18 protein-coding genes are annotated in these 20,509 nt (G+C 71.8%); 12 read left to right on the top strand and 6 right to left on the bottom strand.

Going from position 1 to position 20,509, the window contains the following annotated elements:
• Positions 1-48: 48 nt before the first annotated feature.
• The 4 genes from AB0N73_RS13325 to AB0N73_RS13310 all read left to right on the top strand — a co-directional run bounded on the left by AB0N73_RS13325 (position 49) and on the right by AB0N73_RS13310 (position 4,873).
• Positions 49-1,242 carry a Bcr/CflA family efflux MFS transporter gene (locus AB0N73_RS13325; protein WP_363564234.1) on the top strand — a complete coding sequence of 398 codons (1,194 nt, stop codon included), beginning with the start codon at positions 49-51 and terminating at the stop codon, positions 1,240-1,242.
• A 108-nt stretch (positions 1,243-1,350) separates the two neighbouring features.
• Positions 1,351-3,105, top strand: a complete 1,755-nt coding sequence (locus AB0N73_RS13320; RefSeq protein ID WP_363564232.1) for a circularly permuted type 2 ATP-grasp protein — start codon at positions 1,351-1,353, stop codon at positions 3,103-3,105.
• Entirely contained in the window at positions 3,099-4,031 is a 933-nt protein-coding gene (locus tag AB0N73_RS13315) for an alpha-E domain-containing protein (RefSeq protein WP_363564284.1), read from the top strand. Before AB0N73_RS13320 ends, AB0N73_RS13315 begins: the two co-directional genes overlap by 7 nt.
• Positions 4,028-4,873: a transglutaminase family protein gene (locus AB0N73_RS13310; RefSeq protein WP_363564230.1), complete on the top strand. Its 846-nt coding sequence runs from the start codon at positions 4,028-4,030 to the stop codon at positions 4,871-4,873. The genes AB0N73_RS13315 and AB0N73_RS13310 overlap by 4 nt, the downstream gene beginning before the upstream one ends.
• A 30-nt stretch (positions 4,874-4,903) precedes the next feature.
• On the opposite strand, the gene AB0N73_RS13305 is transcribed toward AB0N73_RS13310, so the two are convergent.
• The 4 genes from AB0N73_RS13305 to AB0N73_RS13290 form a co-directional block, all read right to left on the bottom strand.
• Complete coding sequence (locus AB0N73_RS13305; protein WP_363564228.1) at positions 4,904-5,776, bottom strand: sugar phosphate isomerase/epimerase family protein; 873 nt, start codon at positions 5,774-5,776, stop codon at positions 4,904-4,906.
• 15 nt (positions 5,777-5,791) lie between these two features.
• A complete protein-coding gene (locus AB0N73_RS13300) occupies positions 5,792-7,219 on the bottom strand; it encodes a rhamnulokinase family protein (protein WP_363564226.1) in 1,428 nt (475 codons plus the stop codon).
• Between the two features lie 139 nt (positions 7,220-7,358).
• Entirely contained in the window at positions 7,359-9,398 is a 2,040-nt protein-coding gene (locus tag AB0N73_RS13295) for a bifunctional aldolase/short-chain dehydrogenase (protein ID WP_363564224.1), read from the bottom strand.
• Positions 9,395-9,793 (bottom strand): L-rhamnose mutarotase, encoded by a 399-nt coding sequence (locus AB0N73_RS13290; protein ID WP_363564222.1) that lies wholly within the window; start codon positions 9,791-9,793, stop codon positions 9,395-9,397. The genes AB0N73_RS13295 and AB0N73_RS13290 overlap by 4 nt, the downstream gene beginning before the upstream one ends.
• 197 nt (positions 9,794-9,990) lie before the next feature.
• On the opposite strand from AB0N73_RS13290, the gene AB0N73_RS13285 reads away from it, so the two are divergent.
• The 8 genes from AB0N73_RS13285 to AB0N73_RS13250 all read left to right on the top strand — a co-directional run bounded on the left by AB0N73_RS13285 (position 9,991) and on the right by AB0N73_RS13250 (position 18,510).
• Entirely contained in the window at positions 9,991-10,803 is an 813-nt protein-coding gene (locus AB0N73_RS13285) for a DeoR/GlpR family DNA-binding transcription regulator (RefSeq protein ID WP_363564220.1), read from the top strand.
• 75 nt (positions 10,804-10,878) lie between these two features.
• Positions 10,879-11,910 carry an autoinducer 2 ABC transporter substrate-binding protein gene (locus tag AB0N73_RS13280; RefSeq protein ID WP_363564218.1) on the top strand — a complete coding sequence of 344 codons (1,032 nt, stop codon included), beginning with the start codon at positions 10,879-10,881 and terminating at the stop codon, positions 11,908-11,910.
• A 61-nt stretch (positions 11,911-11,971) separates the two neighbouring features.
• Complete coding sequence (locus AB0N73_RS13275) at positions 11,972-13,546, top strand: sugar ABC transporter ATP-binding protein (RefSeq protein WP_363564216.1); 1,575 nt, start codon at positions 11,972-11,974, stop codon at positions 13,544-13,546.
• Positions 13,543-14,562 (top strand): ABC transporter permease, encoded by a 1,020-nt coding sequence (locus tag AB0N73_RS13270; RefSeq protein WP_363564214.1) that lies wholly within the window; start codon positions 13,543-13,545, stop codon positions 14,560-14,562. Before AB0N73_RS13275 ends, AB0N73_RS13270 begins: the two co-directional genes overlap by 4 nt.
• On the top strand, positions 14,559-15,659 hold the full coding sequence (locus AB0N73_RS13265) for an ABC transporter permease (RefSeq protein WP_363564212.1): 1,101 nt from the start codon (positions 14,559-14,561) through the stop codon (positions 15,657-15,659). Before AB0N73_RS13270 ends, AB0N73_RS13265 begins: the two co-directional genes overlap by 4 nt.
• A 2-nt stretch (positions 15,660-15,661) precedes the next feature.
• Positions 15,662-16,438: a class II aldolase/adducin family protein gene (locus AB0N73_RS13260; RefSeq protein ID WP_363564210.1), complete on the top strand. Its 777-nt coding sequence runs from the start codon at positions 15,662-15,664 to the stop codon at positions 16,436-16,438.
• Positions 16,401-17,135, top strand: a complete 735-nt coding sequence (locus AB0N73_RS13255; protein WP_363564208.1) for an HAD family hydrolase — start codon at positions 16,401-16,403, stop codon at positions 17,133-17,135. The genes AB0N73_RS13260 and AB0N73_RS13255 overlap by 38 nt, the downstream gene beginning before the upstream one ends.
• Before the next feature lie 4 nt (positions 17,136-17,139).
• Positions 17,140-18,510: an FGGY-family carbohydrate kinase gene (locus AB0N73_RS13250; RefSeq protein WP_363564206.1), complete on the top strand. Its 1,371-nt coding sequence runs from the start codon at positions 17,140-17,142 to the stop codon at positions 18,508-18,510.
• A 13-nt stretch (positions 18,511-18,523) separates the two neighbouring features.
• Here AB0N73_RS13250 and AB0N73_RS13245 read toward each other — a convergent pair whose 3' ends face one another.
• Entirely contained in the window at positions 18,524-19,909 is a 1,386-nt protein-coding gene (locus tag AB0N73_RS13245) for an MFS transporter (protein WP_363564204.1), read from the bottom strand.
• Between the two features lie 5 nt (positions 19,910-19,914).
• A complete protein-coding gene (locus tag AB0N73_RS13240) occupies positions 19,915-20,352 on the bottom strand; it encodes a MarR family transcriptional regulator (RefSeq protein ID WP_363564202.1) in 438 nt (145 codons plus the stop codon).
• Positions 20,353-20,509: the final 157 nt, after the last annotated feature.

The following is a 20,509-nucleotide window of genomic DNA, read 5'->3' as shown; positions in this document are numbered from 1 at the left end:
ATGGAGTGAACGCAATGCGTACACTTGCGATGTGCGATCGCGAGCAGCATGACGACGCCGCGGCGGCTGACGCCGGGGCTCATCGCCGTGCTCGGTGCGCTGATGACGGCGAATCCGCTCGCGGCGAGCATGTTCCTGCCCGGCCTCGGCGCGCTCGTCGACGACCTGGACACCACGACAGCGGGTGGGCAGATGGTCTACACCGGCTTCCTCGTCGGCGTCGCGGCGGGGCAGCTCGTCATCGGCCCGCTCTCGGATGCCACGGGGCGTCGCCCCGCGCTGCGCTGGGGGCTGGCGCTGCTCACGCTGACCGCCGCCGCATCCGCCGTCGCCGGGTCGATCGAACTGCTCGTCGCCACCAGGGTCGGTCAGGGCGCGGGCGCCGCCGCGGTCGTCGTCGTCGCCCGCGCCGTCGTGTCCGATCTCGCCGTGGGCCGGCAGGCGGCACGCGCGTACAGCGTGCTCATGGGGCTGATCGGGGCGGGGCCGTTCGTCGCCCCTCTCCTGGGCGCCGCGGCATTGGCCCTCGGCGGATGGCGCGCCGGATTCGTCGCGCTGGCGGTGCTCTCGGGTGCTGCCCTCCTGGCCGCCTGGGTGTGTGTGCCCGAAACCCTCGAACGCGAGCGTCGCACCACCCTCCGGCTCCGGGCGATGGGGGCGCGCTACGGCCATCTGCTGCGTGATCGCCGCTACGTCCTGTCCGCGTTGGCGATGGCTTTCGGGTTCGCGGCGCTCGCGGTGCACTCGGCGGCATCCTCGTTCGTCGCGCAGGACATCCTGCGCACCGGGGCGTGGGGATTCGCGGTCATCTACGCGCTCTACGCGGCGGCCGTCCTCGTGGGCAGCATGGTCAACGCCGTGTTCGTCGGGCGTGTGGGCCCCGCTCGGATGATGGCCATCGCGCAGGCGGTGGGCCTGGGAGGAACGGGCGCGCTGCTCGCCTTCGCCCTCTGGGGACCGTTCACGCTGGCCACCTTCGTCGCCCCCGTGCTGGTGAGCGGCGCCGCCGCATCCGCCGTGCTCGCCAACGCGAGCGCGCTCACGCTCTCGCGGGCACGGGTCGCCGCGGGTTCGGGGGCCGCGCTCATGGGCGCCGGCCAGTATGCCGTGGCGGCGGCGGTCGCACCGATCGGCGGGATCCTCGGCGCGCACACCGCGGTGCCCATGGCCGCGGGGATGCTGGCCTGTCTCGCGGTGAGCGCGGTCTGCGCCCTGGCGGCGCAGCGCCGGCATCGCTCCTGATCGCCGCGTCGCGTCCGGCGGCAGGGTCGTCGTAGCGTGCGTGACCCCGCGATGTCCAGCGCGGGGCGGGAAACACACCGGCAACACGGGCCGCATTACTCTCGGAGCATGGGCGACCTCTTCGACGGCTACGGTTCCACACTCGCGCCGCGCAGGAACGCACAGGGCCTTCCCGCCTTCGACGAGATGTTCGGGCTGCCGACCTCTCCCGGCGACGCCGCGCAGTCCCGCAGCGCCTACCGCGAGCTCTACCAGGCGCTCGCGCGGATGACGCAGGAGGAGCTGCGCGGACGCACCGACTCGCTCGCCAGCTCGTACCTCGCGCAGGGCGTCACGTTCGACTTCGCGGGCGAGGAGCGCCCCTTCCCGCTGGATGCGGTTCCCCGCATCATCGACTACGCCGAGTGGTCCGAGGTCGAGGCGGGCATCAAGCAGCGCGTCCGCGCGCTCGAGGCGTTCCTCGACGACGCGTACGGGCGCCAGAACTGCGTGCGCGACGGGGTCATCCCCGCCCGCCTCATCGCGTCGAGCCAGTACTTCTACCGCCAGGCCTACGGCATCCAGCCGGCCAACGGCGTGCGCATCCAGGTGTCGGGCATCGACCTCATCCGCGATGAGCACGGCAAGATGCGCGTCCTCGAAGACAACGTGCGCGTGCCGTCGGGTGTCAGCTACGTGATCTCGAACCGCCGCGTCATGGCCCAGACGCTGCCCGAGCTCTTCCTCTCGATGCGGGTGCGCCCGGTGGGCGATTACCCCAACAAGCTGCTGGCGGCCTTGCGCGCGTCGGCCCCGCCCGGCATCGAAGACCCGAACGTGGTCGTGCTGACGCCCGGTGTCTACAACTCGGCGTACTTCGAGCACACGCTGCTCGCCCGCCTCATGGGCGTCGAGCTGGTCGAGGGGCGCGACCTGCTGTGCATGGGCGGCCGTGTCTTCATGCGCACGACCCGCGGCCCCAAGCGCGTGGATGTGATCTACCGCCGGGTCGACGACGACTTCCTCGACCCGCTGCAGTTCCGCGCCGACTCGATGCTGGGTGCTCCCGGCGTCATGCTCGCCGCGCGCATGGGCAACGTCACGATCGCGAACGCGGTGGGCAACGGCGTCGCCGACGACAAGCTGCTGTACACGTACACGCCCGACCTCATCCGCTACTACCTCTCGGAGGAGCCCATCCTCCCCATCGTCGACACCTGGCGGCTCGAAGACCCGGCGGCGCTCGAAGAGGTGCTCGACCGGCTCGACGAGCTCGTCGTGAAGCCCGTCGACGGCTCGGGCGGCAAGGGGCTGGTCGTGGGACCGGATGCATCGCCCGCCGAGCTCGAGACGCTGCGCAAGACCCTCCTCGCCGACCCGCGCGGCTGGATCGCGCAGCCGGTGATGATGCTCTCGACCATCCCCACCCTCGTCGAGGACGGCATGCGGCCCCGTCACGCCGACCTCCGCCCCTTCGCGGTCAACGACGGCGACGACATCTGGGTGCTGCCCGGCGGCCTCACCCGCGTCGCCCTCCCGGAGGGCGAGCTCGTCGTCAACTCGTCGCAGGGCGGCGGATCGAAGGACACCTGGATCGTGGGCGGCGCCGCCCCGGGCAAGGTCGAGTACGGGCAGGGCCAGGGGCTCGCCGGTCTCGTCGCCGACCAGGCGTCGACCGTCACGCAGGCGATCCCGATCATCACGCCCGCCATGGCCGCCGAGGCCGCGGAGTCGTCCGCGGCGGCCCCCGGGGCCGAGCCCGCCGGTGAGGACGTCGACCTGTCGCCGCACGACCGCCCGCTCTCGCGCGCCGAGCAGCAGGAGCAACAGCAGCAGACCGGGCCGGATGCGGCCGCGACCTCGGGCGGTGCGTCATGCTGCTGAGCCGCATCGCCGAGAGCCTGTTCTGGATCGGGCGCTACATCGAGCGCAGCGACGGCACCGCCCGCATCCTCGACGTGCACCTGCAGCTGCTGCTGGAGGACCCGTGGATCGACGAGGACACCGCGTGCCGCTCGCTGCTGTCGGTCATGGGGTCGTCGCCGCCCGACGACATCGAGAACGTCAACCGCGAGTACGTGCTGGCGCGCCTCGCCGTCGACCGGATGAACCCGTCGAGCATCCTCTACTCGCTCACCTCGTCGCGGGAGAACGCCCGCCGTGCGCGCGAGATCGTCTCGACCGAGCTCTGGGAGTGCCTCAACACGACCAACGCCCGGATGCCGCGGCGGCTGCAGACCGACAAGGTGCACGAGTTCTTCCAGTGGGTGCGCGAGCGCGCGGCGCTCGCCGTGGGCATCGTCGACTCCTCGACGAGCCGTGACGAGGCGTGGCAGTTCTTCACCCTGGGCCGCTCGATCGAGCGCGCCGACATGACCGCGCGGTTGCTCGCCACCCGCTCGCTCACCGAGGCCTCCGGTCCGTCGTGGACGACGATCCTGCGCTCGTGCGGCGCGTACGAGGCGTACCTGCGCACCTACCGAGGCATGCCGAGCGCCCGCAACGCCGCCGAGTTCCTGCTGCTCGACCGGCTCTTCCCGCGCTCGATCATCTACTCCATCTCACGCGCCGAGGAGTGCATCTCGGCGATCGACCCGCGCGAGGACCGCGTCGGTCACTCCAACCAGGTGCTGCGCGCGCTCGGCCGCATCCGCAACGACCTCGAGTATCAGCCGATCGGTGAGATCCTGACGGAGCTGCCCGCGCACATGCTGCGGGTGCAGACGGTCACGCGCGAGGCGTCCGACGCCATCCGCCAGCGGTTCTTCCCGACGCAGGCCGAGCCCAGCTGGATCGGAGAGACCTCATGAAGCGCCTGCGCATCGAGCACGAGACGGGCTTCCGCTACGGCGGCGACGTCTCGGCGTCCTACAACGAGGCGCGGATGCTGCCCGGCACCACCGACAGCCAGTTCGTGCTGAGCTCGTCGCTCGACATCGACCCGCAGACCGCCGTCAACACCTACGTGGACTACTTCGGCACGCGGGTGAGCTCTTTCGACGTGCTCTCGCCGCACCGCTCGCTCACCATCACGGCGCGCTCGCTCGTCGAGGTGCGCCCGCGTCCGATCGAGCACACCGGCATCACGTGGGAGAAGCTCGCCGTGGAGGCCGCCCGCAGCCTCGACACCGTCGAGCAGCTGACGCAGACCCGCCGCACCACGCCGCATCCCGAGGTCGCCGAGATCGCGGCGTCGATCGCCGCGCAGCACGACGATCCGGGCCGCGCCGCGCACGCGATCTGCGTGGCCATCGGCGACGCGGTCGAGTACATGTCGGGCGTCACCGGCGTGCACTCCACCGCCATCGAGGCGTGGGAGGCCCGCAAGGGCGTCTGCCAGGACATGGCGCACATCGCCCTCGGCGCGCTGCGCTCGGTGGGCATCCCGGCCCGCTACGTCTCGGGCTACCTGCACCCCAAGCCGGACGCCGAGGTCGGCGCCGCGGTGACGGGGGAGTCCCACGCGTGGGTCGAGTGGTTCGCCGGGGAGTGGACCGGGTTCGACCCCACCAACAACATCGAGATCGGCGACCGTCATGTGCTCGTCGGGCGGGCCCGCGACTACAACGACGTCCCGCCGTTGCGCGGTGTCTACGCCGGGCCGTTCAAGAGCACGCTCCACGTCAAGGTCACGATCACCCGGGAGGCCTGACGCACGGCATCCCGGGTGCGCGGGCTGCCGTCAGTGCAGCGCGATGGTCTCGACCGCCCGCTCGTGACCGCGCATGAAGGCGAGGGCGTGCCGGCCGAGATCCTCGTTGTCGTCCCAGAGGTTGCGCCACACCCCGAGCGTGTTGCTGAGGTGCGCGTCGACGACCGCGGTCGAGAACGACTCGAACACGATCGGCCCGTCGTACCCGATGCGCGCCAGCGCGCGGAACGTCGCGTCGAAGTCGACCGTGCCGGTGCCGAGGTAGCCCCGGTGGCTCTCGCCGATGTGCACGTAGCGCAGCACGTCGGCCGCATCCAGGAACGGCTCGAACAGCCCGGACTCCTCGATGTTCATGTGGTACGTGTCGAGGTGCAGGCCCACGTTCGCGTGGCCGATCTCGCCGACGTACGCGATGCCCTGGCGGGCCGTGTTGATGATGTTCGTCTCGTAGCGGTTGACGACCTCGAGCGCGAGCGAGACGCCGGCGGATGAGGCGTGGTCGGCCACGCGCCGCAGCACCTCGATGCCGTTCTGTCGCCCTCGCGCCGTGGCGGGAGCGTCGTGCTTGCGCATCGCGCCGTAGATGACGCCGACGAGGTGCTCGCCGCCGAGCTCCGAGATGACGTCGACCGCGCGGGTGAGCAGGCGCTCGCCGGCGGCGACCGCATCCGCATCCTCGCCGCTGATGTCGGTCGCGGCCGAGAGCCCGAGCGATGCGGCGATCGTGGTGCCGTGCTCGTCGAGCGCCGCACGCCCGGCGGTCACGTCGAACGCGAAGGGGTCCATGAGCGGCACCTCGAGCAGGTCGTAGCCCGCCTCCGCGTTCATGCGGACCGCGGTGCGGAAGCCGTCGGCATCGAAGCGCCCCGACCAGACCAGACCGTGCGAACCGAACTGCGACATGAGTCGTTCCTTTCCTCAGAGGTGCCGGGGCGTGTGACGCCGGGGCGTGTGCGTGCGGGCGACGAGCGCCCGCAGATCTTCGAGCGATCCGTCGATGAGGCCGGTGGCGCGGGCCTGCACGAGGAGATTCCCCAGCGCCGTCGCCTCGACGGGCCCGGCGAGCACCGGGAGCCCCGCCCGGTCGGCGGTGCGCTGGCACAGCAGCTCGTTGAGCGAGCCGCCGCCGACGATGTGGATGGTCTCCACCTCCACGCCGCCGATGCGTCCGGCGGTGCGGGCGGCATCCGCGAACGCCTGCGCGAGCGACTCGACGATGCTGCGCGCGAACTCGGCGCGGGTGCGGGGCGCGGCGAGACCGTGCTCGTCGCACCAGGCGGCGATCCGCGCGGGCATGTCGCCGGGCGGAAGGAAGCGCGGGTCGTCGACGTCGAAGACCGGGACCGTGGCGGCGTCCAAGGCCGCGGCGGCGCGGAGCAGCTCGGGCAGGTCGATCGTCTCGCCGTCGCGCTGCCAGTGCCGGGTCGTCTCGCTGAGCACCCAGAGGCCCATCACGTTGTGCAGCAGGCGCACGCGGCCGTCGACGCCGCGCTCGTTGGTGAAGTTGCCGGCGAAGGCGTCGGCGCCGAGCGCCGGCTCGTCGACCTCGACGCCCACGAGCCCCCAGGTGCCGCACGAGATGTACGCCGCGTGCGTGCGGTCCATGGGCACGGCCACGACGGCGGATGCGGTGTCGTGCGACCCCACGGTCGTGACCTGCACACCGGCGGGCGCGCCGATCTCGGCGGCGACCTCGGCGCGGAGCGTCCCGACCGCCGTCCCCGGGTCGACGAGGGGCGGCAGGATGCCCGCAGGTACCCCGATCGCGTTCGTGAGGCGCGCGCTCCACTCCTGCGTCGCGACATCCACGAGCCCCGTGGTGGAGGCGTTCGTGCGCTCCACGACCTCGGCGCCCGACAGCCAGAACGCCATCAGGTCGGGGATCATGAGCAGCCGGTCGGCGGCGCCGAGGAGGGGCCCCTGCACCTCGGCGGCGAGCTGGTAGACGGTGTTGATCGGGATGTCCTGCAGGCCGGCGAGGGCGAAGAGCTGCTCGGGGCGGAAATGCGCGCGCACCGCGGCCATGCCGGCGGTGGTGCGCTCGTCGCGGTAGTGGGTGGGATTGGCCAGCAGGCGTCCCTGGCGCAGCAGCGCGTAGTCCACGCCCCACGAGTCGACCCCGATCGAGCGGATGTCGGGGGCGACGCGGAACGCTTCGGCCAGGCCGTCGAGGGCGCCGCGCCACAGCGACAGCACGTCCCACTGCAGCGTTCCGGCGGCCACGACCGGCCGGTTGAGGAAGCGCCCGGTCGTCGTCATCTCGAGCGTGTCGGGTCCGACCCGCCCCAGCACGACGCGTCCGCTGGTCGCGCCGAGGTCGACCGCCGCGACGCGGCCGCCCGTCATGCCCCGGCCTCCGTCGCCGAGTGCACGACCTGCCGCCGGGCGCACGACATCCGCGCGTGGGTACGCCGTGCGCTCGGCGCGATGCCGTGCACTCGCGGGAGGGGGGAGCGGGGAACGGAGCGCGGGAGGGGAGAGCGGGTCATCGGAGGAAGGCGGCGGCGACGCCGGAGTCGACGGGGATGTGGAGGCCCGTGGTGCGGCCGAGTTCGGGGCCGGTCAGCACGTACACGGCGTCGGCGACGTTCTCGGGCACGACCTCGCGCTTGAGGATCGTGCGGTTGGCGTAGAACTGGCCGAGGTCCTCTTCCTTCACCCCGTAGGTCTTGGCGCGGTCGGCGCCCCATCCGGACGAGAAGATGCCCGAGCCCCGCACGACCCCGTCGGGGTTGATGCCGTTCACGCGCACCCCGTGCTCGCCCAGCTCCACCGCGAGCAGCCGCACCTGGTGGGCCTGGTCGGCCTTCGTCGCCGAGTAGGCGATGTTGTTGGGGCCCGCGAACACCGAGTTCTTCGACGAGATGTAGACGATGTCGCCGCCGAGCTTCTGCGCGATGAGCGCGGTCGCTGCGGCGCGCGAGACGAGGAACGAGCCCTTCGACATCACATCGTGCAGCAGATCCCAGTCCGCTTCCGTCGTCTCGAGCAGGGTCTTGGCCATCGACAGACCGGCGTTGTTGACGACCAGATCCAGGCCGCCGAAGGCGAGGACGGCGGCGTCGACGGCGGCCTGCACCGCCGCCGCATCCGTCACGTTCGCGGCCACCCCGATGGCGACGTCGGTACCGCCGAGCTCGGCGGCCGCGGCCTGGGCCTTCTCGAGATCGAGGTCGGCGATGACGACGCACGCCCCCTCGGCCGCCAGACGCGTCGCAATGGCCTTGCCGATGCCGGATGCGGCGCCGGTGACCAGCGCGATGCGGCCCTGGTGGGTCTTCGGCTTCGGCATGCGCTGCAGCTTGGCCTCTTCGAGCGCCCAGTACTCGATGCGGAACTTCTCGGCATCGTCGATGGGCGTGTAGGTCGAGAGCGCCTCGGCGCCGCGCATCACGTTGATCGCGTTGAGGTAGAACTCGCCCGCGACGCGCGCGGTCTGCTTGTTGGCGCCGTAGCTGAACATGCCGACGCCGGGGACGAGGACGATGAGCGGGTCGGCGCCGCGGATGGCGGGGGAGTCGGCGTCGGCGTGGGCGTCGTAGTACGCCTGGTAGTCGGCGCGGTACTCCTGGTGCAGCTCCTGCAGGCGCGCGATCGCCTCCTCCACCGGGGCATCGGCGGGCAGGTCGAGGATCAGGGGCTTCACCTTGGTGCGCAGGAAGTGGTCGGGGCAGCTGGTTCCCAGCGCCGCGAGCGCGGGCGCCTTCTCGGAGGCCAGGAAATCGAGCACCGCGTCGGCGTCCGTGTAGTGGCCGACCATCACGCGGTCGGTCGAGGCGAGCCCGCGGATGGTGGGGGCCAGCGCCGCGGCGCGCGCGCGGCGCTCGGGCTCGGGCAGCGCCTCGAAGCCCGCGCGCACGCCGCCGAACGGATCGGCAGCGCCGTGCTCCGCGATGTACGCCGCGGCCGTGTCGATGATCCACAGCGAGTTCGCCTGCGCCTCGTCGGACGTGTCGCCCCACGCGGTGATGCCGTGACCGCCGAGGATGCAGCCCACGGCATCCGGATTCGCGCGCTGGATCTCGCGGATGTCGAGGCCCAGCTGGAAGCCGGGACGACGCCACGGCACCCACACGACCTTGTCGCCGAAGATCTGCTGCGTGAGGGCCGGTCCGTCGGCCGAGGTCGCGATGGCGATGCCCGAATCGGGGTGCAGGTGGTCGACGTGCGCCTTCTCGACGAGCGCGTGCATCGACGTGTCGATGGATGGCGCCGCCCCGCCCTTGCCGTGCAGGCAGTAGTCGAAGGCCGCCACCATCTCGTCCTCGCGCTCGAGGCCCGGGTAGACCGCTTCGAGCGCGCGCACCCGGTCGAGCCGCAGCACCGCGAGCCCCGGCTCGGTGAGGGTGCCCAGGTCGCCGCCCGAGCCCTTGACCCAGATCAGCTCGACGTCGCCGCCGGTCACCGGGTCGGTGGCGGTGCCCTTGGCCGAGGTGTTGCCGCCGGCATAGTTCGTGTTCTTCGGATCGGCGCCCAGGGCGTTGCTGCGGGCGAGGAGGTCGACGACGGCGTCGGGCGTGCTCATGCGGTGTCCTTCGGTGAGGTGGATCCGGTCGGGAGGGTGCCGCCCGCGAGGTGCATGACCTCGGCGAGACGGTGGGCGTGTTGGTCGGCGCGACCGCCGATGCCGGCGAAGAACGGGGCCATCTCGGCTTCCCAGCGACCGGCCACGGGGGAGGCGGCGAGGAAGGCCTGCGCCGCGGCGTCGTCGTCGGTCTCGTAGTAGCCGACGAGACCGACGGTGCCGTCGCGCTCGTCGTCGCGATCGAGGAACAGGCTGTAGTTGCGCCGGCCGGCGCGGGCGATCTCGTCGCGCATCTCCGGCCAGACCTCGGCGTGGCGCGCGACGTAGGCATCGACGTGGTCCACGCGGATCCGCAGTCGGAAGCACACGCGGTGCGTGTCGGGGGATGTCGGCATCGTTGTCTCCGGTTCGGGGCACGGCACCGTGCTCCCAGATGCCGAACATACCGAGAGAGCTTTCGTGCGTCAATCACATCGGTTTCGAACGAAACCAATTTGTGATGCGAAAGTCGTTGACTCGGGTTTCGCAATGCAATAGCGTCCCTCAAACGCGACAACCTCATCGGCGAGGCGGTCGGAGATCAGGAGACACGGTGGACATCGACAGCGACGTGCGCATCGACGGCATCCTCGCCGCGCTCGAGCACCGCGGGCAGGTGTCGGTCACCGAGCTCTCCGAGGAATTCGGCGTCTCCGCCGTCACGATCCGCAAAGACCTGGTCGCCCTCGAACGCCGCTCGCTCCTGCAGCGGGTGCGCGGCGGGGCGCGGGCCTCGGCGCCCAAGGAAGAGGGATCGTTCGCCGACCGGCTCGGCCGGGGAGCGGGAGCCAAGAAGGCCATCGCCCGCCACGCCGCGTCGTTCGTGCGCAACGGCGACGTCATCGCCCTCGACTCCTCGACCTCGGCGTACTTCCTCGCTCTCGAGCTGCTCGACCGGCGCGATCTGGTCGTGGTGACGAACTCGCTGCGCAGCGCCACCGTGCTCTCGGAGGAATCGGACGCCACCGTCGTGCTGCTCGGCGGCACCGTGCGCCGTACCTCCGCATCGACCGTGGGCGACATCTCGGGTGTCCTGGTCGGCCGCGGCCGGATCGGGCGCGCCTTCGTCGGCGTCGCCGGTCTCTCGATCGAGCGCGGCCTGCTCGAGCTCTCCGCCGCCGAGGCCGAGAGCAAGCGCGCCATCGTCGAGTCCGCGCGGGAGGTCTTCGCGCTGTTCGACTCGGCCAAGGCCGACGCCTTCGGCCTCCACAGCTTCGCGGGCACCGACCGCGTCACCCGACTGATCACCGACTCCGGGTTCTCCGACACCGATGCCGCGCCCTGGCGCGACGCCGGTGTCTCGGTGGACCTCTGCCCCGCCGGCGCGGCTGCGCGCGGCGAGGACGGCGGCAACGCCACGCGGTGAGAAGACCGCCGGCGCGGGCGCCGGCACCTGTCACGGCGAGGGAGTCGTGGCATCCCTTCAGAGAGGAAGAGACACATGCGCAAGAAGCTCATAGCACTCGGTGCGCTGACGGTGGTGGCGAGCCTCGCCCTGGCCGGCTGCACGTCGCGCGACAGCGGCGACACCGGCGGTGCGGCGACCGGCGGCACCGACGACGGCACGGTCAGCGTGGCGTTCGTGCCCAAGCTGCAGGGCATCCCCTACTTCGAGGCGATGAACACCGGCGGGCAGAAGGCCGCAGAGGAACTCGGTTTCGAATGGCTCTACCAGGGCCCCACCACGGCGGATGCGGCGGCCCAGGCCGACATCGTCCGCTCGTACATCCAGCAGGGCGTGGACGTGCTCATCGTCGCCCCGAACGACCCCGACTCGATGGCTCCGCTGCTGCAGGAGGCCGCGGACGCCGGGATCAAGGTCGCCACGAGCGACACCGACGCACCGAACTCGGTGCGCGAGGTCTTCGTGAACCAGGCATCGGTCGACGGCATCGGCGAGGGTCTGACCGACGCTCTGCTGGAGGCCATGGGCGGCACCGGCAAGTACGCGATCGTCTCGTGCGGTGAGACCGCCGCCAACCTCAATGCGTGGATCGAGGTGCAGAAGTCCTACACGGCCGAGAAGTACCCCGATGCCGAGATCGTCGACATCGTCTACGCCGGTGAGGACCAGGCCGCCGCCACCGCGATGGCCACCGACCTGATGAACGCCCACCCCGACCTCACCGGTCTCGTCGGCGAGTGCACCTCGTCGGCCCCGGGTGTGGCCCAGGCCGTCCGCGACGCGGGCAAGATCGGCCAGGTCTTCACGGTCGGTCTCGGCACGCCCCAGTCGATGAAGGACTACCTCGACGACGGCTCCAGCTCCGCCTCCATCCTGTGGAACGTCGAGGACCTCGGCTACCTCACCGGCTGGGCGGGTCTGCAGCTGGCCGAGGGCACCGCGTTCGGCGACACCAACGACGTGAGCTCGTCGCTGCCGGCCGTGGAGTACTTCTCCGACGAGCAGCAGCTGCTGCTCGGACCGGCGCTGCGCATCACGACCGCGAACGTCGACGAATTCGACTACTGATCCGTCATCGTGCGGGGGCCGGACACCCGGCCCCCGCACCCCGGCAACGAACGGAACTCTCGTGCCCGAGGACCCCACCGCGACAGCGGCCACGCCGCGCATCGCCCTCACCGACATCAGCAAGAACTACGGCGGCGTCCGCGCGATCCGCCATGCCGACCTCAGCGTCCTGCCCGGCGAGGTGCACGCGCTGGTCGGCGAGAACGGCGCCGGGAAGTCGACGCTGATCAAGATCATCGCCGGCGCGGAGCGCGCCGACACCGGAGCCGTCGAGTTCGACGGGCGCGGTGTGAGCATCTCCTCGACGGGCGACGCGATCGCCCTCGGCGTGCAGACCGTCTACCAGGAGCCGCAGCTCTTCCCCGAGCTCTCGGTCGCCGAGAACGTCTTCGTCGGTCGGGAGCTCACCAAGGGCGGGCGTATCGACTGGTCGGCGCAGGCCGAGCAGATGCATGCCCTGCTGGCGACCGTCGGTCTTCCCGACCGCATCTCCACGGTCCCGGTCGGTCAGCTCTCGATCGCCGAGCAGCAGCAGGTCTCGATCGCCAAGGCCCTCGCCGCCGAGGCCTCCGTGCTGATCCTCGACGAGCCGTCCGCGATCCTCACGGACAGCGAGATCGAGGTGCTGTTCACCGTCATCCGCCGCCTCACCGCATCCGGGGTGTCGGTCATCTACATCTCCCACCGCCTCGACGAGCTGTTCCGGATCTCCGACCGGGTCACCGTCATGCGCGACGGCCGCACCGTCACCACGCGCTCGATCGACGACCTCTCGGTGCGTCAGATCGCCGAGCTCATGGTGGGCGGTCTCGTCGCGGAGTCCCGCCGCGAGGCATCCGCCACCCGGGGCGACACCGTGCTGCGGCTGTCGGGCCTGGGCAGCGGCGACCGCTTCTCGGGCATCGACCTCGAGGTCGCCGCGGGCGAGATCGTCGGCGTGTACGGCCTCATCGGCTCGGGCGCGGGCGACATCGCCGCGGCCGTCTACGGCATGGAGCCGGTCACCGAGGGCTCGCTCTGGTACGCCGGATCCGACCGCCGGTTCGCCGGCCCCCGCCAGGCCAAGCGCGTGGGCATCTCGATGCTCCCCGCCAACCGCTCGGCGCAGGGATCCTTCTCCTTCCAGCCCATCGCCTTCAACGTCACCGTCGGTGCGCTGCAGGTGCTGAGCGCCGTGCGCGGATGGGTGTCCGGGCGCAAAGAGCTCGCGATCGCCGACGACATGATCTCGCGGCTGTCGATCAAGACCCCGAGCGCGCGTCAGCCCATCTCCGCGATGAGCGGCGGCAACGCGCAGAAGGTCATCCTGGCCCGCCAGCTCGTGCAGCCGCCGCGGCTGCTGCTGCTCGCCGAACCCACGCAGGGCGTCGACGTCGGGGCCAAGGAGGAGATCCACCGGATCGTCTCGGGCCTGGCCGACGACGGCGCCGCCGTGCTCGTCACGACCAGCGACCTCGGCGAGGTGCTGCGCATCTCCGACCGCATCCTCGTGATGCGGGAGGGGCGGATCGCCGCCGAGTTCGGCCCCGACGCGACGCAGGTGCAGATCCTCGCGGCCGCCGCGGGCGACGCCCAGACACAGGAAGCGGCGGGCATCGCCCCCACCGAGACCTCCGAGAACGGAAGTGCATCGTGAGCACCGACCTCGCCCCGCCCGCCTCGGGCCCCGTCGTGCAGGCGACGGCGCGCCGCATCCTGCCCCCGGCCGTCACCGGCCAGGAGTGGGTGCTCGTGGGCGTCATCGCCCTGCTGTGGGTGCTGCTGGGCTTTGCCACCCCGGCCTTCCTCACCCCCGGCTCCATCCAGCCGCTGCTCGTCGCGGTGGCGCCGATCGCCCTCGTGGGCGTCGGCATGACCTTCATCATCCTCACCGCGGGCATCGACGTCTCGGTGGGCGGGGCGATCATGGTCTGCGCCGTGATCACGGCCAAAGTCATGGTCGGCGCCGATGTGCCCCTCATCGTCGCCGTCGTCATCGCGATGGTCACCGGAACGCTGCTGGGCCTTCTCAACGGCTTCCTCATCGCCTACGGCCGGGTGCACGCGATCATCATCACGTTCGGTACGGCCAACCTGTTCCAGTTCCTCGGGCTGCGCATCTTCGGATCGTCGACCGTCAACGGCATCCCCGCGACGCTCGAGGCGTTCGGGCGCGGCGAGGCGGGACGCACCTTCGGGATCCCGCACAGCTTCGCGATCACCGTCGTGGTCGTCGTGATCGCCTGGTGGTACCTGCGCTACACCCGCGGCGGCCGACACCTCTACGCCATCGGCGGCAACGAGAACGCGGCGCGGCTCGCCGGCGTCCGCGTGCGGCCCCGGGTGCTCAGCTCCTACGCCATCACCGGAGCCCTCGTCGGACTCGCCTCCTGCTTCATCATCGCGGCGGGCACCTCCTCGCTCGACCAGTCGGTGGGGGCGGGTCGCGAGCTCGCGGTCATCGCCGCCGTGGTCATCGGCGGCACGTCGATCCTCGGCGGTCGCGGATCGGTGGTCGGCACCCTGTTCGGCGCCATCCTCGTGCAGACCGTGCTCAGCGGCGTCACCCAGCTCGGCTGGCCCTCGCAACTCGGCTTCCTGTTCGTCGGGCTGTTCATCATCATCGCGGTCGGCACTGACCTGCTGCGCCAGAAGGCGAGGAAGAAGAAGTGACCACTCCCACCTCGACGCCCCCCAGCGACGCGACCACGGCGACCCACGTCGTCGAACGTCCGCGCTCGTGGGGAAGCCGCGCCCTGCAAGCCCTCCTGACCCAGCGCATCGTGCTGCTGGCGGTGCTGATCGTGCTGCTGCTGGGCATCATGACGGCATTGGACGCCGCCGGCCAGCTCGCCGGCGCCTACAACGCCGACTACCTCGCGGCCGCCCTCATCAGCGCGGTGCCCCTGGCGCTGCTCGGCCTCGCCCAGCTCATCGTCATCGCGTCGGGACGCGGCGGCATCGACCTGTCGGTCGGGTCGATCGTCTCGCTCACCGGCATCGTCTTCGGTTACCTGTACGGCATCGCCGAGCTTCCGCTCGTCGTCGCGATCGTGCTCACGATCCTCGCGGGAGCCCTCGCCGGAGCGGTGAACGGCATCCTCGTGTCGTACATCGGGTTCCCCGCGCTCATCGCGACGCTGGCGACGTTCTACATGTACCGCTCGCTCGCGCTGGTCGTGTCGGGGCAGAAGCCGATCAACTCGCCCGCCATCCAGAGCTTCTACGACGCCGCGCGGGCGGTCGAGCTGCCGGTGATCGGTGGCGCGCTGCCCCTCGTGCCGCTCGGGGTCTTCACGTTCCTCCTGCCGGCCGTCGTGATCGTGTGGATCGCGCTCAACAAGACGACCTGGGGCCGTCGGGTCTACGCGATCGGCACGAACGACGTGGCCGCGGTGTGGGCCGGCATCGGCAACAAGTCGACGCGGGCGAGCGCCTACGTGCTCTCGGGCGCCATCTCGAGCATCGTCGCGATCTACACCGTCGCGCAGTTCGCCTCGGCGCGGCCGGATGCGGGAACGAGCGGCAACGGCATGGCGCTGCCCGCCATCACGATCGCGGTCCTCGGCGGCGTCGCCATCACCGGCGGCATCGGTCGCGTGGCCGGTGTCGTGCTGGCGACGTTGCTGATCGTGTGGCTCAACGCCGGCATCCTGCTGCTCGTGCCCGGCAACGAGGGCACGCAGATGCAGCTGTTCGCGCTCGGTGCGGTGCTCGTGTTCGCGGCGCTGCTCAACGGCCTCACCAAACGCCGTTACGGAGGGATCTGACCATGACCGCCCGCTTCGCCCCCGACCTCGTCGGCGACGAGCTCGTCGCTCTCACCCGCCGCCTCGGCGAGCCCGAGCGGGATCTCGTCATCCTCGCCGAAGGCAACACGAGCGAACTCGTCGCCGACGACACGATCGTGGTCAAGACCTCGGGCGCCTCGATGCGCGACGCCACGCACGACGACTTCGTCGCCGTCGAGGTCTCGCCGTTGATCGCGCTGCTGCGCTCGGCCGACACCACGCAGGAGCAGGTGACCGCGGCGCTGGATGCGGGTGAGCGCGGCGGGGTGCGCGTGCGCGCCTCGATCGAGACGCTCATCCACGTCGCCGTGCGCGCCTTCGACCCCGCCCGGTACGTGGCGCACACGCATCCGACCGCCGTGGTGTCGCTGCTGGCCAGCGTGATCGCCGCGGAGTCGTTCGCGGCTCCGGTCTACTCGGACGAGCTGATGGTGCTCGGCCGGCCGCTGTTCGTGCCCTACGCGCAGCCCGGCATCGATCTCGGTCGCGCGTTCCTGGAGCGCCTCGGCGCGCACGTCGACGCGCACGGCGAGGTGCCCTCGCTCATCCTCCTCGGCAACCACGGGATCGTGGCGACGTCGCACTCGGCCTCCGGCGCCGAGGCGGTGTCGCTCATGGCGGTGAAGTCGGCCCGGGTGCGCCTCGGCGCCCTCCAGGCCGGCGGCATCGCGGGACTCGACGAGGCGGCGACCGCGCACTACTTCGACCGCGCCGACTTCCGTGAGCGCCGCCAGACGCTCTCGGGCACCGGGCGGTGACGTGGGCCTCGAGCGGCTGAGGCGCCCGAAAGCCGTCTTCATCGACGTCGGCGGACCCCTGTACACCGACGAGAACTTCCTGGTGGCGGCGATCACCGCCCTCGACGAGCTGCGTGCCGAGGGCGGTGACGGGCCCGTCGACCGCGCGGCGGCGCGCGCGCTCTACGACGCGTTCCGCAACGGCCGGGAGCCGTCGCTGCGCGGCGCGCTCGCCGAGAGGTTCCTCGGGTCCGCCGCCCGGCGCGGCGAGCTGCACGAGCGCACGCGCGCCCACTGGCAGCATCCGGCGGGAACCCTCTACCCGGATGCGCTGCCGTTCCTCGCAGCGGTCTCGCGGCACGCGACGATCGGGGTGCTGGCCAACCAGGAGGCGGGCGTGATCGACGCCCTCCGGCGCGACGGGGCCGGTGACCTCGTCTCGGTCTGGGGCGTCTCGGCCGTCGTCGGCCACGAGAAGCCATCGCCCGAGCTGTTCGCCTGGTGCCTGGATCAGGCCGGGGCCCGCGCCGACGAGGCCGTGCACATCGGCAACCGCTTCGACAACGATGTGGCTCCGGCGCATGCGCTCGGGTTCGGCACCGTATGGGTGCTGCGCGGCGAAGCGCCCGATGAGGCACCGCCGGCGCAGGCGGCGGTGGCGGATCTCGTCGTGCCCGATCTCGCGGGGCTGGCCGACGTGCTGTTCCCCGCGGAGTGACGCCGTGATCGCGGTCGGCATAGACCTCGCGACCGCCGGGGCCCGGGTGCACGCGATCGACGTCGACACCGGGGCGCCGCTCGCCGAGGTACGCGCGGCGCTCCCCGCCCCGGCCGAGCGCGCGGGCGTCCGCGTGCAGGATCCGCGCTACGCCGAGGTCGTCTCGGGGCTGCTCGATGAGCTGGCGGCCCGGCTCGGGGTGGATGCCGCGCGCGTCGCGGCGCTCGCCGCCACCGGCACCTCGGGCACCGTCGTCCCGGTGGACGCGGCGGGACGCGCGGTCGGCGACGCGGTCATGTACGACGACCGGTCGACGGCGGACGCCGAGCGCGCCCTCGCGGCGGGGCGAGCGCGCCCGGTGGGGATGCTGGCGCGGATCGCCGCGGTGCTGCGGCGGACGCCGGGGGCGGCGCCCGCATCCACCGTCGACGCGGTGCTCGCCGCGCTCGCCGGGCACGCCGTGCCGATGGACACCTCGCACGCCCTGAAAGCCGGGATCGACCCGGCGGTGCGCGCGTGGGACCTCGACGCCGTCGAGGCGGCGGGGATCGATCCCGCGCTCCTTCCCGCTCTCGTCGCCCCGCAGACGCTCGTCGGCACGGTCGCGTCCGGCCCCTTCGCGGGAGCCGCGCTCGTGGCGGGCATGACGGACGGCTGCACGTCGCAGCTCGCGACGGGCGCCGCCGGTGTGGGCGACACGGTGGGCGTGCTCGGCACGACCCTCGTGCTCAAGGCCGGTGCCGACCGGGAGGTCTCGGACGCGACGCGCGGCGTCTACTCGCACCTCTCGCCCGCCGGGGTGTGGCTCCCCGGCGGGGCGTCGAACGTGGGGGCGGCGGCGCTGGCCGCATGGCTTCCCGGGGTGGATCCCGCCGACCCGGCGCTCATCGCGCGCGCCGAGGCCGCAGGCCCCGCATCTGTCGCCGTGTATCCGCTGCCGGGCACGGGGGAGCGCTTCCCCCGCGCGGATCCCGACGCGCGCTTCGCGGTGATCGGCGGTCTCTGGGACGCCCTCGACGAGGCGGAGGCCTACCGCGCGCTGCTCGAGGGCGTGGCGCTCGTCGAGCGGTGGGGGCTCGACGAGCTGGCCGCGGCCGGCGTGCCCTCGCGGCGTCATGTGCTGAGCGGCGGGGCGTCGGTCAACCCGCTCTGGGCCACGATCCGGGCGAGCGCCCTCGGGCGTCCGGTGCAGGTCGCCCGCACCCGGGACTCGGGTCTGGGGGCCGCCGCCCTCGCCGCTGCGCACCTGACCGGCGAGACGGTGACCGCGGTGACCGCCCGCACGGCACGCCTCGGCCCGGTGATCGATCCCGATCCGCGATGGACCGCCGCGCTCGCCGACCGCTACGCCGCTCTCCGCGCCGCCCTCGGGTGAGCGGTCGCGCCGGTCAGCCGCGGGTGCGGCGGCTGCGTGCGGATGCGGCGACGCGGGCACGCACGCGCGTGCGACGGCGCGCGGCCGCATCCGGGATCGGGACGGGCGAGGTGACCGCGGCGACCTCGTCGCTGAACTCCTCGGGCGTGATCACCGGCAGGGGGCGGGTCTCGTCGACCGTCAGCGCGAATCGCCGGTCGGCGATCCGGTGCACCCGTCCCGAGGCGAGGAGCCAGGTCACGCCGATCGCGCAGGCCAGGATGCCCGCCGCCGCGCCGACCCCGATCGCCGCCCGCGGGCCCCATGCATCCGCCACCCATCCGACGATCGGGGCGCCGATGGGGGTCGCTCCCATGATGACCGCCATGTACAGCGCCAGCACGCGGCCGCGCAGGGTGGGATCGGTCGTCGTCTGCACGTACCCGTTGGCGGTGGTCAGCATCGTCACGGTGCAGAAGCCGACGAACACGAGCGCCGCGGCGTAGAGCGGATACGTCGGCATGAGCGCCGAGATCAGCGAGAACACGCCGAATCCGCCCGCGGCGATCATGACGACCCGCATCCGTGCCCGGTCGCGCCGGGCGGCGAGCAGTGCCCCGGCCAGCGAACCGATCGCGAGGATCGAGCTGAGCAGGCCGTAGCCGTCGGCGCCCTGGCCGAACTCGATGGCCATGGTCGACGCGAAGATCGGGAAGTTCATGCCGAACGCGCCGAGCAGGAAGACCATCGTGAAGATCACGAGCAGATCGGGTCGACGCGCCACATAGCGGAACCCCTCGCTCAGCCGCGCGGCACCCGTGGCGCGCACGCGCGGGACCAGCTCGCGCACGCGGATGCAGGCGAGGGCGACGAGCATGGCGAGGAAGGTTCCCGCGTTGATGAGGAACACCCATCCGGTGCCGACCAGCACGATGAGGATGCCGCCGAGCGCGGGACCGATCATGCGGGCGGCGTTGAACGAGGCGGAGTTGAGCGCGACGGCGTTGGCTGCGTTCTCGCGAGCCACCACATCCGTCACGAACGCCTGCCGCGCGGGTGCGTCGAAGGCGTTGGCGACGCCGAAGGCGAGGGCGAAAGCGAACATCATGGGCAGCGTCATGAGGCCCGCGAGCAGCAGCAGACCGATCGCGACGGCCAGCGCCATGAGCGCCGTCTGCGTGATCATCAGGAGCTTGCGGCGGTCGAAGCGGTCGGCGACCCAGCCGGTCGCGCCCACGAGCAGCAGCGGAGGACCGAACTGCAGCGCCATGGTGATGCCCATCGCCGTGGCGTCGTTGTCGGTGAGCTGGGTGAGCACGACCCAGTCCTGGGCGGTCGCCTGCATCCATCCGCCGATGTTCGACACCAGCGCGCCGGCGAACCAGACCCGGTAGTTGAAGAGGCGCAGTGAGCGGAACATCGCGCTCATCGGGTGGCGATCTCCCGCATGAGGGCGGCCGCGGCGGCGAGGGTTCCCCGGTCGTCGGTGCCCAGCGCACCCAGCACCTGTTCCAGCCACGCGTCGCGTCGGCGCACGGTCTCGACGACGACGGCACGGCCGGCATCCGTCACGGCGATGTTCACCTTGCGGCGGTCGGCGTCGTCGGTCGTGCGGGTGAGGTAGCCCGACTCCTCGAGACCGTTGACGGTGCGGTTCATCGAGGGCGCGCTGACGCGATCGCGCGCGGCCAGCTCGCCGAGCGTGTGCGGGCCATGGATCTTGAGGGTGGCGAGCACGGCGAACTGCGCGTCGCTCATGGTGTCGACGGCGCGTTCGGCCCGCAGGCGCCGCGCCAGCTGGAACGTCGCCATGCGTACATCGGATGCGGCCGCGGACAGGGGGGAGGTGTCCGGATCATTCATACGATCCTTAGCCTAGCTCATTAGCTGGGCTAAGGATCCGTTGTGGTCGGGCTGGGGTGCTGGCGCGTGGGCGACCTGCCGCCGAGTGCACGACCTGCCGCCGAGTGCACGGCCTCCGTACGTGTGCAAGCGGTGCACTCGGCGCGATGTCGTGCAC

This window comes from Microbacterium sp. NPDC089189, from assembly GCF_040685095.1.
Taxonomy (GTDB): domain Bacteria; phylum Actinomycetota; class Actinomycetes; order Actinomycetales; family Microbacteriaceae; genus Microbacterium.
The sequence above is the reverse complement of the archived record's forward strand: the minus strand, read 5'-3'. Positions and strand labels throughout refer to the sequence as shown.